This is a genomic window from Pseudomonas sp. GM49 (assembly GCF_000282355.1).
Classification (GTDB): domain Bacteria; phylum Pseudomonadota; class Gammaproteobacteria; order Pseudomonadales; family Pseudomonadaceae; genus Aquipseudomonas.
Map to the genome: position 1 here is coordinate 1 of NZ_AKJL01000194.1, position 15,135 is coordinate 15,135.

Sequence of the window (15,135 nt, forward strand, 5' to 3'; positions counted from 1 at the left end):
GGAAGCCGCCGAACCAGCCGTTGCCGATGTGGTAGGGCAGGGACATCGAGGTATAGCGGATGCGGGTCGGGAACAGTTCGACCATCAACGCCGCCAGCGGGCCGTAGCACATGGCCGAGATGATGATCAGCGCGACAATCAGCGCCACGATCATCGGTTTGTTGATCTGCTGCATGTCCGCCTGTTGCGGGTAACCGGCGAGGGTCACGGCGCCGCGCAAGGCGGCTTCGTCGAAACCATCGATCTGCACGTCACCGACGCTCACTTGCACGCCACTGCCGGCCGGTGCGACAGCACTCTGGTATGGCAAACCCTGCTTGACCAGGAAGGTCTTGACCTTGTCGCACGGGCTGTCAAATTTCGCCTTGCCCACCGGGTCGAACTGAAAAGTGCAGGTGGCCGGGTCGGCCATCACGGTGATCGGTGCCTGGCGGCTGGCCAGGTCGATGGCCGGGTTGGCGTAGTGGGCCAGGGTCTTGAAGATCGGGAAGTACAGCGCGGTGGCCAACAGCAGGCCGATCATCAGCACCGGTTTGCGCCCGACCTTGTCCGACAGCCAGCCAAAGAAAATGAAGAACGGTGCGCCAATGGTCACGCTGACAATCAGCAGACCGTTGGCCACGGCCGGGTCCATTTTCAGGAACTGGGTGAGGAAGAACAGCACATAGAACTGCGCGGCGTAGAAGGTCACCGCTTGCCCGGCATTGATGCTGAACAGCGCGATCAACACCACTTTGAGGTTTTCCCATTTGCCGAAGGAATCGCGAATCGGCTGTTTGCACAGCTTGCCTTCCTCTTTCATTTTCACGAAGGCCGGCGACTCGTGCAGGCTCAGGCGAATCCAGGTGGAGATGCCCAGCAGCACGATGGAAAACAGGAACGGAATGCGCCAGCCCCAGACTTCGAACTGATCGCCGGTGAAGTAACGGCAGCCCAGCACCACCAGCAGCGACAGCAGCAGGCCCAGGGTCGCAGTGGATTGAATCCAGCTGGTGTGGAAGCCGCGCTTGCCGATGGGCGCGTGCTCGGCGACATAGGTCGCGGCGCCGCCGTATTCACCGCCCAGGGCCAGGCCCTGGAGCATGCGCAACACCACCAGGATGATCGGCGCGGCGATGCCGATGCTGGCGTAGGTCGGCAGTAACCCGACACAGAAGGTCGCCAGGCCCATGAGGATGATGGTGGCGAGGAAGGTGTACTTGCGCCCGATCATGTCCCCCAACCGGCCGAACACCAGCGCACCGAACGGCCGGACGATAAAGCCGGCGGCGAAGGCCATCAGCGCAAAGATGAACGCCGTGGTGTCGTTGACCCCGGCGAAGAACTGCTTGCTGATCACCGCCGCGAGGGCGCCATAGAGGAAAAAGTCGTACCACTCGAAGACCGTCCCGAGGGACGAGGCGAAGATGACTTTCTGGGTTTCCTGACTGGTGCCCGCGCTACGCACGGCTTCCAGGGACTGAACGTGTTCTGACATACCGGTATCCCTCTCAGTGATTGTTTTTGTTGTTCCACTGTTGGCGCCGGCCTTGTGGGCTGGTGCCGCTACTGCGATGTATCGGGTGTACTCGTTACTTGTAGGAGCGAGCTTGCTCGCGATGAACCTGAAAGCGCACGTGTGTCAGGTTTGCAGCGTTATCGTTGACGACCATCGTCGGAACGCCGCCCGGAGCAAGCTCGCTCCTACAGGGGGCGCACAGGATTCAGGGGTGTGCGATCAATTCCATTGTCGGTGTGATGCTCCGTGTGGCGGGATTGAGGATCATTTGTGCAGCCTTCTCGGCAATCATCAGTGTCGGTGAGCAGGTGTTGCCCGAGGTGATGCGCGGCATGATCGAGGCATCGGCAATGCGCAGGCCGGGGATGCCATGGACCTTGAGTTGCGCATCAACCACGGCGTCGGCGTCGTTGCCCATGCGGCAGGTGCCCACCGGATGGAAAATCGTGGTGCCGATTCGCGCGGCGGCTTCGTGCAGTTGCTCTTCGCTTTGCAGGCTGTCGCCGGGCAGGTACTCCACCGGGTTGAATGCGCGCAGGGCCGGCGCGGAGACGATGCGGCGGGTCAGGCGGATGGCGTCGGCGGCGATGCGCAAGTCCTCCGGATGGCTCAGGTAATTGGGTTGGATCAGCGGTGCTTCTTGCGGATTGGCGGAGCGGATGTCCACCCGGCCACGGCTTTGCGGACGCAGATCGCAAACCGACGCGGTGAACGCCGGGAACGCATGCAGCGGCTCGCCAAAGCGCTCCAGCGACAGCGGTTGCACGTGGTATTCAAGGTTTGCTGAAGTCTGTTCCGGCCCGGAGCGGGCAAAGGCGCCCAACTGGCTCGGCGCCATGGACAGCGGGCCGCTGCGGTCATACAGGTAGCGCAGGCCCATGCCCATCTTGCCCCACAGGCTGCCGGCAATCTGGTTCAGGGTGCGGGCATTTTCCAGCTTGTAGATCAGCCGCAGTTGCAAGTGATCCTGCAGGTTGCCACCGACACCGGCTAGCTCATGGGCGACGCCAATGCCCAGCCGCTCCAGCAGCGGACGCGAGCCGATGCCGGAGCGTTGCAGGATGCCTGGCGAACCGACCGAGCCGGCACAGAGGATGATTTCCTTGCGCGCCTTGAAGGTTTTCGCCTCGCCTTGCCAGCGGGCGCTGACTGCAGATGCGCGGCCATTGTCCAGCAGCACGCGGTCGACTTCGACACCGGTCAGCACAGTGAGATTGGGACGTTGACGCACAGGTTTGAGAAACGCCTTGGCCGCATTCCAGCGGATGCCAGCCTTCTGATTGACCTGGAAATAGCCGCAACCTTCATTGTCGCCCTGGTTGAAGTCATCGATGCTGGCGATGCCGCTTTGTTCGGCAGCACTGCGGAAGGCGTCGAGAATCGGCCATGACAGGCGCTGGCGTTCGACTCGCCATTCGCCTGCGGCGCCGTGAAATTCGGCGGCGCCGGCAAAGTGGTTTTCACTCTGCTTGAACAGCGGCAACACGTCTTGCCAGCTCCAGCCAGGATTGCCGTCGGCGGCCCAGCGGTCGTAGTCCGCGGCCTGGCCGCGCATGTAGATCATGCCGTTGATGGAGGAGCAGCCGCCCAGTACCTTGCCGCGAGGGTAGCTCAGGGCGCGACCTTGCAGCCCCGTTTGCGCTTCGGTCTTGAAGCACCAGTCGGTGCGCGGGTTGCCGATGCAGAACAGGTAACCCACGGGGATGTGAATCCATGCGTAGTTATCGCGGCCACCGGCTTCGAGCAGCAACACGCGATGCTGTGCGCTGGCCGACAGTCGATTGGCCAGCAGACACCCGGCCGGCCCGGCCCCGACCACGATGTAGTCGTATTCATCAACGGAAGGCTGCATCCCTGACCTCGTTTTGTTGTTCTTGTTGTCTGTCATCCTAGTTGTTAGCTTTCGTCAAAAGAATGTTAGTTTTTGCGCAGCCGCTGTGCGTTTTTAAACAGCATCCCGAACGGCAAAGAACAAGGACGATTCATGTTCGACTGGAATGACCTGCGGTTTTTTCTCGAATTGCAGCGCAGCGGGCGTTTGCTGACGGCCGCCCGCCGCCTGAACACCACCCATGCCACTGTGGCGCGGCACATCGAGGCGATCGAAAAGAGCCTCGGTACGGCGTTGTTCGTCCAGCATGCCCAGGGTTATGAGATGACCCCGGCTGGCGAGGCGTTGCTTAAACACGCCGAGGCGATGGAGAACGTGGCGCTGCTGGCCCAGGAGGAAATCACCCAATCCACCGCGCCGCTGGGCAAGATCCGCGTCGGCGTGACTGAAGGGCTGGGCATCATGTTTCTCGCCAGTCGCATGAACGGCTTGTTCGAACGCTACCCGGGGCTGGAAGTGGAGCTGGTGGCGGTGCCGCGCTTTGTCAGCATTCTCAACCGCGAGGCGGAAATCAGCATCCACCTGGAGCGCCCGGCCGCCGACATGCTGGTCACCCGCAAACTCACCGACTATCGCCTGGCGTTGTATGCCAGCCAGGACTACCTCGACCGGTCACCGCCATTGCGCAATCGCGAGGACCTGGGGCGCCATGCGTGGATTGGCTACGTCGATGATTTGCTGTTCAGCCAGGAACTGATGTTCCTCAACAGCTTCTGCCGCAACCCGCGGGTGGTGTTTCACAGTACCAGCGTGATCGCCCAGCAGCAGGCTGCGCGCTCAGGTCTGGGGATCGCGGTGCTGCCGTGTTACATGGCCAGTGCAGACCCGCGCCTGGTGCCGCTGCTGCCGGACGAAAGCATCCAGCGCAGCTACTGGATCAGCACTCGCCGGGAGCTGCACAAATCGGTGCGGTTGCGGGTGTTGTGGGATTATGTGGTGGAGTTGTGTGAGCGGGAGCAGGGGTTGTTGTTGGGGGCCGTTGCTCGCGGTGCCTGAACTGCCGCCATCGCGAGCAAGCTCGCTCCCACAGGGGATTGCATCCAGACACAAGTCCCAGGAACACCCAATATCCCTGTGGGAGCGGGCTTGCCCGCGAAGGCGGCGGTACATCCAATATCCATCTTGAGGTTCAAGCAAGAATCTCGAACGCGGTGCTGGCCAACCGCTCGCCATTGACCATGATATGCACGGCATGGCGCCCGGCATAATGCCGGCGAGTGGTGAGCTCCTTGATCTGCTGACCACGGCTGACGACTTCGCTGGCGTGACCGGGCAGCGTCAGTGCCTTGAGCTTGAACACCTTCGCCGAGGTGCTGCCGTTGGCCTTGACGTAATCGATGGCGTAGTCGATCACCAGTCGCTGGCTGCTTTGAACGGTGGACTTGACGGCAAACGACAGGGTGATTTTTTCTCCCAGGCCAATCACCGGCGGTTCGACTTTCACATCGACGATCTCGACTTCGGGTTTGCCGCCCGCGCCGATAATCGCCAGTGCCCGCTGATTGCCCTGTTTGATCAGGCTGCGCAGGGCGTGTTTGGCGATCCATGCGCTGTGCCTGTTGTCCAGCGACCAGCCTTCGATCCTGTCCAGCACCCAGTCGGGGTGATCCTTGGTGATGTCGTTGAGGTGGTTGGCCACGGACTTGCGCACATAAAGGCTGGTGTCGGCCTTGAGGTTGTCGAGGATCTTCGAGGCCAGGCGAGGGTCGGCCTGAACCTGCTCCAGGCGAAACGACCATGGCAGGCGCGGGCGGCAACCTTCACTGGCCAAGCGCCGCACGTGTTCGTTGTCATCCAGCGACCAGTCATGCATCAGCTTCAACGATCGATCGAGGTCGCTGCGCAAGAAATGGCGGATCGCGAATTCCGAGGAGCCGAAAGCGGTGAAGTACTTCAAGGCATCCATCGAGACGTCGAACGCATGGGTGCCATAACTGGCGACGTAATGCGGCAGGCACATGCTGACAAAGCCGCTGTTCAGGCGCGGGGCGAGGGCGCGCAGCACCTCCAGCGACGCCTCGTAGTCCAGGGGCAGTAGGGCGTGCAGGCATTCGCTGACCCGGGCCATGCGCTGCATGACGCTGAGCTCTGCCAGGCCGGATTGGGCCAGCTTCAGGAAGCGCGTGGCCTCGAATGGCGGATAGACCGCGGTCATCTCGGTGGCGATGTGCTGGAGGCGCTCGGCGTTGAAGATTTCCTTGAGGGCGGGGGAGGACTCGTCAGCCATGGTGGATTCCTTTGAAATGATTGTTTATCCAATGCACCGCGTCATCGTTCATCGCGGGCAAGCCCGCTCCCACAGGGTAAATCGGTCGCCCGCAATCCCTGTGGGAGCGGGCTTGCCCCGGGCGGCGTTCCGACGATGGGGCCCGAATAGTCACCTCATGTCTTGCCCGCTTGCTCCTGCAGTTGATCCGACTCAAACAGCTTCGCCAGTTCGACCCGCGCTTCCTGCGCCGTCTGCATCACTTTCACGGCGTCGTCATACACCGCGTGCTGGGCTTCAAGTACCACTTCGTCGTGCTGCTTGAATCGTTTGATCCGCGCATCGGCCTGGGCCTGGGTCAGGCCCAGGCCGATCAGGGTTTGCCGGCTCATTTCCAGGCTCGAATAAAAGGTTTCGCGTACGGCGTGAGCGCCGACGTCCATCAGCCGGTGCACATGCTGGCGGTTACGGGCACGGGCGATGATTTTCATGTGCGGGTAGAGCTTGCGCACCAGTTCGGCGGTCTTGATGTTGGTGTCCGGGTCGTCGGTGGCGATCACGAAATACTCGGCTTCCCCGACCTTGGCTGCGCTGAGGATCTCCGGGCGCATCGGGTCGCCGTAGAACACCGGCACGCCACCAAAACTGCGGGACAGTTCGATGGTTTCCACCGACGTGTCGAGGGCCACGAACTTGATGTTCTGCGCACGCAAAATCCGCGCAACGATCTGACCCATGCGGCCCATGCCAGCGATCACCACCCGTGGCGCGTCGGCGTCGATTTCGCGGAACTTCTCCGGCACTTCCACCGGTTGCACTTTCGGGCTGACCAACTGTGCGCAAAGCAGCAGCAACAGCGGCGTCACGGCCATGGACAGGGTGATGGTCAGCACCAGCAAGTCATACAGTTCTGCCGCGAACAGCCCGTGATCGCGACCGATCTTGAACACCACAAAGGCAAATTCACCACCGGCCGCCAACACGATGCCCAGGCGGATTGCACTGACCTTCTTCAAGCCCCCGGCCAGGCGACCGACAATAAACAGCAGCGGCAGTTTGATCGCGATCAGCAGCAGGGTCAGGCCCAGCACCGCGATCGGCATGCTCAGCAACAGGCTCAGGTTCGCACCCATGCCGACGCTGATGAAAAACAGCCCCAGCAACAGGCCTTTGAACGGTTCGATCTGCGCTTCCAGTTCATGGCGATACTCGGAATCCGCCAGCAGCAGGCCGGCGAGGAAGGCGCCCAGGGCCATGGAAATTCCAGCCAGCTCCATCAGCCACGCCGTGCCGATCACTACCAGCAACGCCGTGGCGGTGGAGACCTCTGGTAACGCGGTTTTGGCCACCACGCGAAACACCGGCCGCAGCAGATAACGCCCGCCGATCACCACCACTGCAATGCTGAACAACACCTGCAGGCCGTGGTTCAGGTCTTCGCTGGCGGTGGTGCTGTGATCGCCACCGGCAAGCAGCGGCACCATGGCGATCAAGGGGATCGCGGCGATGTCCTGAAACAACAGAATCGCAAACGCCAGCCGCCCGTGGGGGCTGGTCAGTTCCTTGCGTTCAGCCAGGCTTTGCAGGCCGAATGCCGTGGATGACAGCGCCAGGCCCAGGCCGAGGACGATCGCGGTGTTCAACGGCTGGCCAAACAGCCACAACGCCACCACGCCAATCACTGTGCCGGTCAGCAACACTTGCGCCAGACCTACGCCAAACACTGATTTGCGCATCACCCACAAGCGGCGCGGCGACAGCTCCAGGCCGATGATGAACAGCAGCAACACCACGCCGAGTTCGGAAATGTTCGCGACGCTTTGCGGGTTGTCGATCAGGCCCAGCACCGACGGGCCGATGATCACCCCGGCAAACAGGTAGCCCAGAACCGCCCCCAGTTGCAGGCGCTTGGCTAGTGGAACGATGAGCACGGCCGCCATCAGAAACACGACAGCGGCTTGTAGCAGGTTGCCTTCATGGGGCATGGGAAAACTCCAGAACTCGGTACTGCGGGGGTGACAAGGATAAAGGCTGGGTTCTGTGAAGATCCACTGCGAGCGTGGTCCGCCACGCAGATTGATAGCGAATCTGCCGGCCTCATCGTCGGAACGCCGCCCGGAGCAAGCTCGCTCCGGGCGGCGTTCCGACGATTGCGGACGTCCAGTCAACAAAGCTTTGCATCAATTAGTTACATTCATAGAATAACCGGATCAATCGACCTGTTGTCCCCGAGTAATCCCCATGGCCATCAATTTCGACCTCAATGACCTGCAAGCCTTCCGTGCCGTGGTCGAGCAGGGCAGCTTTCGCAAGGCTGCCGATACGGTGCGTATTTCCCAGCCCGCCTTGAGCCGGCGCATCGAAAAACTCGAAGACGCCCTTGGTGTGCGACTGTTCGAACGTACTACGCGCAAGGTCAGCCTGACCCAGGCAGGACGAGGTTTCATGCCCAGCGTCGAGCGCCTGCTGGACGATCTGGATGTGGCGTTGCTGGGCATCAGCGAAGTCGCTTCGACCCGTCTTGGCCACGTCACGGTCGCCTGCGTGCCGTCGGCGGCGTATTACTTCATGCCGAGGGTGATCGCGCACTATCACCGCCAGTTTCCGCGGATCAAGGTCAAGGTGCTCGATTCCAGTGCCCACGAAGTGTTGAGTGCGGTGGTCAATGGCGAAGCGGATTTCGGCCTGAGTTTCATGGGCACGCTGGAAGCCGAAGTGGATTTCGAGCCCTTGGTGCAAGAGGGGTATGTAGTGGCGTGCCGGCGCGATCATCCGCTGGCGGGGCGTAGCAGTGTGACCTGGGACGAGTTCTATCAGCAGGATTACATCTCGCTGGATAAAACCTCGGGCAACCGTTTTCTGCTGGATCAGGCATTGACCGGCGTAGTGCCGCAACGGCCGAGCATCTGCGAAACCCGGCACGTAACCACCATGATCGGACTGGTGGAGGCTGGGTTGGGCGTAGCGGCGGTGCCGCTGATGGCGATGCCGGCAGCGGATCATCCGATCCTGACGCGGGTCCCGTTGACCAATCCGCAGGTAATGCGCAGCGTCGGTCTGATCAAGCGCCGGGGTCGAACCCTGACCCCGGCGGCACTGGAGCTGGAACGGCTGGTGGTAGAGATGAAAGTCGTACAGCCGTCGGTCAGCGGCTGACGGAGTCCAGTCCGGTCGCCTTCACATCCGGTTGAACCTGGGCCGAGGCCAGGTATTCCAGCAAGGCTTTGGCTTCGGCCGGGTGCTGGGCACCTACCGGGATGCCGGCGGCAAACCGGGTCACCGATTGCACTGACTCCGGAATCTTCGCCACGAAACTCACCCCCGGCACTGGCAACAATTCGCTGACTTGCTGGAAGCCCAGTTGATAATCGCCAGTGGCAACCACCGAGCCCACGGGGATTTTCGCAACCATGGTCGACTTGGGCTTGAGTTGGTCTTCGATACCCAGGCGTTTGAACAGCTGCTGTTCGATGTACACGCCGCTGGCGCTGTCGGAGTAGGCCACTGATTTAGCATCGAGCAGCGTCTTTTTCAGGCCCTCGACGTTACTGATATCCGGTTTCGGTGCCCCTTCGCGCACGACCAGGCCAATGCGCGAATCTGCCAGTTCGACTCTTGAAGCGGGATCGACTTTGCCTTGTTTGATCAGATCGTCCAGTGCGTAGCCGACCATGATCACCACGTCGGCTTGCTCTCCGCGGGCCAGGCGATTGGGAATCGCCTCTGGTGCCTTGCCCATGGATGGACCGAGTGCGGTGTCGAGGGTGTTGCCGGTGGCGGCGGTGAACTTCGGCCCGAGGATCTTGTAGGCCGCAGTGAAGCCGCCGGAGGTCATCACACGGATTTCTTCAGCTTGGGCAATGCCGCTCAATCCCAGGGTGGCCACCAGCGCGAGCGCGGCAAAACTGAACTGTTTTTTCATGGTCATGTTCTCGATAAAAGACTGGTTCACGACGCCACCGGCTGCAGATGATTCGAGGCTCGGCGATAGAGCAAGAGCGTCGCGCACAGCGCGCACAGTGCTGCGAAACTCATCCAGTAACCTGGTGCAGCCTTGTCGCCGGTGTACTGGATCAGCCAGGTCGACATCGCCGGGGTGAACCCGCCGAACACGGCCGTGGCCAGGCTATAAGCGAGGGAGAAACCGGCCACCCGAACCTCCACTGGCATGATTTCCGTCAGCGCCGGGATCATCGCGCCGTTGTACAGACCGTAAATGAACGACAGCCACAACAGCACCAACAGCATATGGATGAAGCTCGGCGCATTGACCAGAAAGGTCAGCATCGGGTAGGTGGTGGCGATGGCCAGCAAGGCCATGGCGATCAACACCGGGCGTCGACCGATACGGTCCGAAAGTGCGCCGCCAATCGGCAGCCAGATGAAATTCGAGACCCCGACCAGCAATGTCACCAGCAGCGCATCGGACGTGCTCAGGTGCAACACGGTTTTACCAAAGGTCGGCGCGTACACCGTGATCAGGTAGAACGCGGTGGTGGTCAGGGCGACCATCATCATGCCCGCGAACACGATCAGCCAGTTTTGCCCCAGGGTGCGGAACACCTCACCCATGCTCGGGCGGTGTTTACGGGTGGCGAACTCTTCGGTTTCTTCCAGGTTGCGGCGCAGCAGAAAGATGAATGGCACGATCATGCAGCCGACGAAAAACGGAATCCGCCAGCCCCACTCGGCAATCGCACTCGGTGCCATCCACTGGTTCAAGGCGTAACCCAGCGCGGCGGCGACGATGATCGCCACTTGCTGGCTGCCTGACTGCCAACTGGTAAAAAAGCCCTTGTGGCCGGGCGTGGAGATTTCGGCGAGATACACCGACACGCCGCCCAATTCCGCACCGGCCGAGAAGCCCTGCAACAAGCGTCCGATCAGCACCAGGGCCGGGGCGAACAAACCGATGGTTTCGTAACCGGGTACCAGCACAATCAGGATCGTGCCGCTGGCCATGATCGACAGGGTCACGATCAACCCTTTGCGTCGGCCCACATCATCGATATAGGCACCCAGCACCACCGCGCCCAACGGACGCATCAGAAAGCCTGCGCCGAACACCGCGAAGGTCATCATCAGCGAGGCGAATTCGCTGCTGGCCGGAAAGAACACGGCAGCGATCTGCGTGGCATAGAAGCCAAAAAGGAAGAAGTCGAACTGCTCGAGGAAGTTGCCCGAGGTGACCCGGAAAATCGCACTGGCCCGGGAGCGACCGGCAGTCGCGGGCCGTTGGATTGATGCTGTCATTGACGTGTACTCCACCGCTTTTATGACGTGCGCCGACAGGACGCGGCGCACGGTTCTTATTGGGGCGGATAGTGGAGCAGGGGCATCAATATGTTAATTGCATTGTTGGCATGTATTGATGTGCAAAGTGGATCAATGCATCCAGGGAGAGGGCTGTGCCTGCGTCAGGCTGGATGGCTGAACGATCAGATAAACGCCTGGATATGCGCCATCCCCCGGGCCACATACTCATCCTTCTCACCCACCGGGGCGAAATTGTTCAGCACTTCCCGGGCTGTTTCGCGGCCTTTCAACCGGGCCAGGATCCAGGCCGCGAGGTACGGCGACGCCAGGCAGCCACCCGCGGTGGCAATATTGCCGTTGGCATGGAACGCCTGGTTGACGACATTGACGCCGGCTTCCAGCACCCAGGGTTTGCTGATGGCATCGGTGCAGGCCGGGGCATCGCCGAGCAGGCCGAGTTTGGCCAGCAGGAAGGTGCCGGAACACTGGGCCGCCAGCAGTTGGCGTGCGGGATCGAATTGCAGTTGCTCCATGATCCCGGGGGTGGCGGCCACTTCCCGGGTCTTGCGGCCACTGCCCACCAGCACCGCATCCGCCTGACAGGCCTCGGCAAGATCAATGTGCGCATCGAGGGTTAAACCGTTCATTGACGTGACCCGCCGCGTCGGCGACGCGATGCTCACGCGCCAATCCTTGTCCCCGAGCAGGGAAACCCGGCTGAGCATGCCGTAGGCGATCAGCGAGTCCAGTTCGTTGAAACCGTCAAAGGTCAGAATGGCGATGTGCATGGCGAACTCCGATGGGGTTTTTGAGCAGCCTACCCGGGCGCCGCTCGATGGTGCCGGTACAGTTCGAAAGATTATCATGATAACAGTCATGTATCGCGCCCCGGCACGAAGCGCTATTCGCTGTGTGCCCGCACCACGCTGTCGGTGCCCAACCGATACTGATTGTTTCCGCTGCGCTTGGCCTCATACATCGCCAGGTCGGCAATGTGCAGCAAGCGGTCAATGCTCGGCGCATGATCGGGGAACACCGCGACGCCGAGACTGGTGCCGATATGGCGCTGGTCGTTGCCGATGGTGACGGGCGGGGAGAGTTCGACGAAGATTTTCTGGCAGATCGTGCGCGCTTCGTCCTGCAGGCATTTGCCTTGGGGCAGTCCCTGGTGGATGACCACGAATTCGTCGCCGCCGATCCGGGCGACAGTGTCGGTGCCGCACAGAATGCGCTTGAGCCGCGTGGCGGTAGTGACCAGCACGCGGTCGCCGGCCGCATGACCATAGCGGTCGTTGATGGCTTTGAAACCATTGAGGTCGACAAACACCAGTGCCACCCGCGTGGCACTGATGCGCGCCTGTTCCAGCGCTTCGGACAGGCGCTCTTCGAGCACCAGGCGATTGGGCAGGCCGGTCAGCGGGTCGTAATGGGCCAGGTGCTTGAGGTAGTTGGCCGAGGCCTTTTCTTCGGTGATGTCGCGTACCACGCCCATCATCTTGATCGTTCGGTCGTGGTCATTCTTGACCACGTTACCGGTTTCCCGCAGCCAGCGGATCGTTCCGTCGGGCCAGACCACGCGGTATTCCTCATCATGGTTTTCACCGGTTTCCAGGCAACGCAGTTCGCCGGCCCGAACCCTGCGTCGGTCGTCCGGATGCACGCAGGAGCAGAACAGTGCATAAGAGGGCGTTACTTCGCCGATCTTGAAGCCGAACATGCCGAAAATTGCATCTGACCAGTACAACCGGTCGGTGTCGACATCCCAATCCCAAGTGCCAATACGTGCGAAATACTGGCTGCGCTTGAAGCGCTCGGCGTCGCCATCCTGGTGGATGTTCCGGCCTTCGGACAGACGGGTGACGATGCTGCGATATTCGGCCAGTTGCTTTTGCAACGAACGTACGCGCCAGACCAGCGCGACGATCAGGGTGAACGTCGTTGAACCAAGGATGACACTGGTCCAGAGCAAGATCATTTGGGGGTGGCCATCAGGGCGGTGAACCGTGCGGGTAATTGTTGATTATTTTAGTTCAGCAAACAGCTTTAAATGCCGCGCGCGGAGGCGGCAATGGTTGCCAATCGAAAGCAAATCTGGGAAAACGGCGCCCGTCAGGCCCTTGAGGGCGAGTGAGCATACGAGTGAAATCAATGAACGACGAGCTTCAGGTAATCGATCTACAGGTGGGTGACGGAAAAGCCGCCATCAAAGGCGCACTGATCACCACCCAGTACCGTGGCTGGCTGGAGGACGGGACCGAATTCGACTCTTCCTACAGCCGTGGCAAACCCTTCCAGTGCGTGATCGGCACCGGACGTGTGATCAAGGGCTGGGATCAGGGAATCATGGGCATGCAGGTCGGTGGCAAGCGCAAGTTGCTGGTGCCGGCGCATCTGGCCTATGGCGAACGTACCATGGGCAAGATCACGCCGAATTCGAACCTGATCTTCGAAATTGAATTGCTGGAAGTGCTGACGCGGGATGATTGACCGTCAGGCCTGAAACGTTTCCCGATACGCGTACAGGCCGGGTGTACCGCCGGTCATGACGAACAGCACATTGTCCCCGGGACCGAAGCGCCCTTGCTGCAGGTCGGCCAGCAAACCCGCAAAGGCTTTGCCGGAGTACACCGGATCGACCAACAGGCCTTCGGCACGCGCCATCAGGCGTACTGCGTCCTGCATGGCGGCGGTTGGCAGACCATAGCCGGGACCCAGCTGGCTGCCGTCAATCACAACCTCGGCAGCCTGCACCTCGGCGCTATCGCCCAATAGCGCCAATGTCTCTCGGGTCAATTGCAGGGTTCTCGTCGCCGATGAGTCCTGGTCGGACAACACCGAGAACGACTTGACCACGGACGTACCCCGGCCAAGCAAATGGAAACCCGCCGCGAGCCCGGCATGCGTCCCGGCGCTGCCGTTGGGTACCACCACTTGATTGAACGTGAGTTGCAACTCTGCCTCTTGCTGCGCGATTTCCGCTGTACAGCGGGCATAGCCGAGGCTGCCCAAGGGGGTCGAACCACCTGTCGGCAGCACCATGACCTTGCGCCCGGAATCCCGAAGCTGCGCAGCCCGGGCCTCGGCTTTGGCCAGTGAGTCGGTGCCGCCGGCAAACACTTGCATCTGCGCGCCGAACAACTGGTCGAGCAGCACGTTGCCGTTGAGTTCGTAATCCACTTCGGCTTTGGCGACGGCCCGGGTCAGGAACAACTCGCAGGCGATGCCCAACCGTGCGCACACCGCGGCGGTCAGGCGGGCATGGTTGGACTGAATACCGCCCACGGTAATGATCGTATCGATCCCGGCTTGCAGCACCGCGCCGATATGGAATTCAAGCTTGCGCAGCTTGTTGCCGCCCGCGCCGATCAACATATGGTCGTCGCGTTTGAGAAACAGGCCGATACCCTGCTTGTCCAAGCCCAGCAGCTGTTCGAGTCGCGCAGCCCGTTGAATGGGCGTGGGACCTTGCAGCAGGTCAGCCCGCGCAAAAACACTCAGTGACTTGTCCAGTTGGGTTTGCATCAATCGAGCCTCGTTGTTCACCATGGTCAAGGTGACTCTATGGAGAAAGGCAGGCGGGATAAACGCACTGCAAGTCATGACTGTTTTAACCCGGTGTAACTAATCCCGCCCGGCAGCAGGACTTTCCAGGCCGCATTGGATAGTCTGGACCGGGCTCGAAACCACGATATGAAGAGGAGAGGGCAGGTTGCCAACCTACGAATACGCCACAGCCATTGAACTGCTGGACGAGTCCTATCGGCACTGGACCGGCGAACACCTGCCAGCCCCGCAGTCGCTGACCGGACTTGAACGCCTGCACTGGCTGCACGCCCACGCGCCCTACAGTCTGTTGGCCCACGGCACTGAAGACGACCCTCTGTTCTTTTACGCCAATGAACAGGCACTGGCCTGCTTCAAGTACCCACGCTCGGAATTTCTGGGCATGCCCTCGCGCTTCAGCGCCTCGCCACTGGACCGCGCCCTGCGCCAGGCCCTGCTGGAGCAGGTCACGGCCAATGGCATTGCTCACGGTTACAGTGGCTATCGGGTCGATCGGGAAGGTAATGCCTTCATGATTCATGAAGGCAAGGTGTGGACCTTGGTGGATTCGATGGGTGTGCGTCAGGGGCAGGCGGCTTTGTTCTGGCCGGATGCGGGGCGGGTTGGGCAGTTGGGGGTGATGAACCCAAACGTTTAGCGGCCAACCGGTTAGCGAAAATCGATGTCTCTCCAAACCGACCAATCGCATGGTTATGCCTTGCCTGGCTGCGCTCTATCGGC

The 15,135-nt window shown here is 61.1% G+C and carries 13 protein-coding genes; 4 read left to right on the forward strand and 9 right to left on the reverse strand.

Features of this window, described 5'->3' with window-relative positions; all coding sequences use genetic code 11:
- Both PMI29_RS11765 and PMI29_RS11760 read right to left on the reverse strand, forming a co-directional pair.
- Positions 1-1,477 (reverse strand): MFS transporter (locus tag PMI29_RS11765; protein ID WP_007999571.1); only part of this gene is annotated, 1,477 nt, incomplete at its 3' end.
- A 226-nt stretch (positions 1,478-1,703) separates the two neighbouring features.
- Complete coding sequence (locus tag PMI29_RS11760; RefSeq protein ID WP_007999573.1) at positions 1,704-3,350, reverse strand: GMC family oxidoreductase; 1,647 nt, start codon at positions 3,348-3,350, stop codon at positions 1,704-1,706.
- Positions 3,351-3,482: 132 nt separating this feature from the next.
- On the opposite strand from PMI29_RS11760, the gene PMI29_RS11755 reads away from it, so the two are divergent.
- Positions 3,483-4,385, forward strand: coding sequence for a LysR family transcriptional regulator (locus PMI29_RS11755; RefSeq protein ID WP_007999575.1), 903 nt, complete (start codon positions 3,483-3,485; stop codon positions 4,383-4,385).
- A 133-nt stretch (positions 4,386-4,518) separates the two neighbouring features.
- Here the strand turns inward: PMI29_RS11755 and PMI29_RS11750 are convergent, their stop codons facing one another.
- A complete protein-coding gene (locus PMI29_RS11750) occupies positions 4,519-5,616 on the reverse strand; it encodes a DNA alkylation repair protein (protein ID WP_007999577.1) in 1,098 nt (365 codons plus the stop codon).
- A 155-nt stretch (positions 5,617-5,771) separates the two neighbouring features.
- Positions 5,772-7,580, reverse strand: a complete 1,809-nt coding sequence (locus PMI29_RS11745) for a monovalent cation:proton antiporter-2 (CPA2) family protein (protein ID WP_007999578.1) — start codon at positions 7,578-7,580, stop codon at positions 5,772-5,774.
- A gap of 256 nt (positions 7,581-7,836) precedes the next feature.
- On the opposite strand from PMI29_RS11745, the gene PMI29_RS11740 reads away from it, so the two are divergent.
- The gene (locus PMI29_RS11740; RefSeq protein WP_007999581.1) at positions 7,837-8,751 is read left to right on the forward strand and encodes a LysR family transcriptional regulator; all 915 of its coding nucleotides are present in this window, start codon (positions 7,837-7,839) and stop codon (positions 8,749-8,751) included.
- Here PMI29_RS11740 and PMI29_RS11735 read toward each other — a convergent pair.
- The 4 genes from PMI29_RS11735 to PMI29_RS11720 form a co-directional block, all read right to left on the reverse strand.
- Positions 8,741-9,517 carry a substrate-binding domain-containing protein gene (locus PMI29_RS11735; RefSeq protein ID WP_007999583.1) on the reverse strand — a complete coding sequence of 259 codons (777 nt, stop codon included), beginning with the start codon at positions 9,515-9,517 and terminating at the stop codon, positions 8,741-8,743. The two genes, PMI29_RS11740 and PMI29_RS11735, sit on opposite strands and share 11 nt — an antisense overlap.
- Positions 9,518-9,543: 26 nt before the next feature.
- On the reverse strand, positions 9,544-10,848 hold the full coding sequence (locus tag PMI29_RS11730) for an MFS transporter (RefSeq protein WP_007999585.1): 1,305 nt from the start codon (positions 10,846-10,848) through the stop codon (positions 9,544-9,546).
- A 185-nt stretch (positions 10,849-11,033) separates the two neighbouring features.
- The gene (locus PMI29_RS11725; protein ID WP_007999587.1) at positions 11,034-11,639 is read right to left on the reverse strand and encodes a DJ-1/PfpI family protein; all 606 of its coding nucleotides are present in this window, start codon (positions 11,637-11,639) and stop codon (positions 11,034-11,036) included.
- Positions 11,640-11,752: 113 nt separating this feature from the next.
- Complete coding sequence (locus PMI29_RS11720; protein WP_007999590.1) at positions 11,753-12,826, reverse strand: sensor domain-containing diguanylate cyclase; 1,074 nt, start codon at positions 12,824-12,826, stop codon at positions 11,753-11,755.
- Between the two features lie 173 nt (positions 12,827-12,999).
- On the opposite strand from PMI29_RS11720, the gene PMI29_RS11715 reads away from it, so the two are divergent.
- Positions 13,000-13,338 carry an FKBP-type peptidyl-prolyl cis-trans isomerase gene (locus PMI29_RS11715; RefSeq protein WP_007999592.1) on the forward strand — a complete coding sequence of 113 codons (339 nt, stop codon included), beginning with the start codon at positions 13,000-13,002 and terminating at the stop codon, positions 13,336-13,338.
- A gap of 3 nt (positions 13,339-13,341) precedes the next feature.
- Here the strand turns inward: PMI29_RS11715 and PMI29_RS11710 are convergent, their stop codons facing one another.
- Positions 13,342-14,373, reverse strand: coding sequence for a D-cysteine desulfhydrase family protein (locus PMI29_RS11710; protein WP_007999594.1), 1,032 nt, complete (start codon positions 14,371-14,373; stop codon positions 13,342-13,344).
- 187 nt (positions 14,374-14,560) lie between these two features.
- On the opposite strand from PMI29_RS11710, the gene PMI29_RS11705 reads away from it, so the two are divergent.
- Positions 14,561-15,052, forward strand: coding sequence for an MEKHLA domain-containing protein (locus PMI29_RS11705; RefSeq protein ID WP_007999596.1), 492 nt, complete (start codon positions 14,561-14,563; stop codon positions 15,050-15,052).
- Positions 15,053-15,135 lie beyond the last annotated feature (83 nt).

Coding starts and splice junctions, on each gene's coding strand:
- PMI29_RS11760 (WP_007999573.1), bottom strand. CDS start 3,350: ATGCAGCCTTCCGTTGATGAATACGACTACATCGTGGTCGGGGCCGGG.
- PMI29_RS11755 (WP_007999575.1), top strand. CDS start 3,483: ATGTTCGACTGGAATGACCTGCGGTTTTTTCTCGAATTGCAGCGCAGC.
- PMI29_RS11750 (WP_007999577.1), bottom strand. CDS start 5,616: ATGGCTGACGAGTCCTCCCCCGCCCTCAAGGAAATCTTCAACGCCGAG.
- PMI29_RS11745 (WP_007999578.1), bottom strand. CDS start 7,580: ATGCCCCATGAAGGCAACCTGCTACAAGCCGCTGTCGTGTTTCTGATG.
- PMI29_RS11740 (WP_007999581.1), top strand. CDS start 7,837: ATGGCCATCAATTTCGACCTCAATGACCTGCAAGCCTTCCGTGCCGTG.
- PMI29_RS11735 (WP_007999583.1), bottom strand. CDS start 9,517: ATGAAAAAACAGTTCAGTTTTGCCGCGCTCGCGCTGGTGGCCACCCTG.
- PMI29_RS11730 (WP_007999585.1), bottom strand. CDS start 10,848: ATGACAGCATCAATCCAACGGCCCGCGACTGCCGGTCGCTCCCGGGCC.
- PMI29_RS11725 (WP_007999587.1), bottom strand. CDS start 11,639: ATGCACATCGCCATTCTGACCTTTGACGGTTTCAACGAACTGGACTCG.
- PMI29_RS11720 (WP_007999590.1), bottom strand. CDS start 12,826: ATGATCTTGCTCTGGACCAGTGTCATCCTTGGTTCAACGACGTTCACC.
- PMI29_RS11715 (WP_007999592.1), top strand. CDS start 13,000: ATGAACGACGAGCTTCAGGTAATCGATCTACAGGTGGGTGACGGAAAA.
- PMI29_RS11710 (WP_007999594.1), bottom strand. CDS start 14,373: ATGCAAACCCAACTGGACAAGTCACTGAGTGTTTTTGCGCGGGCTGAC.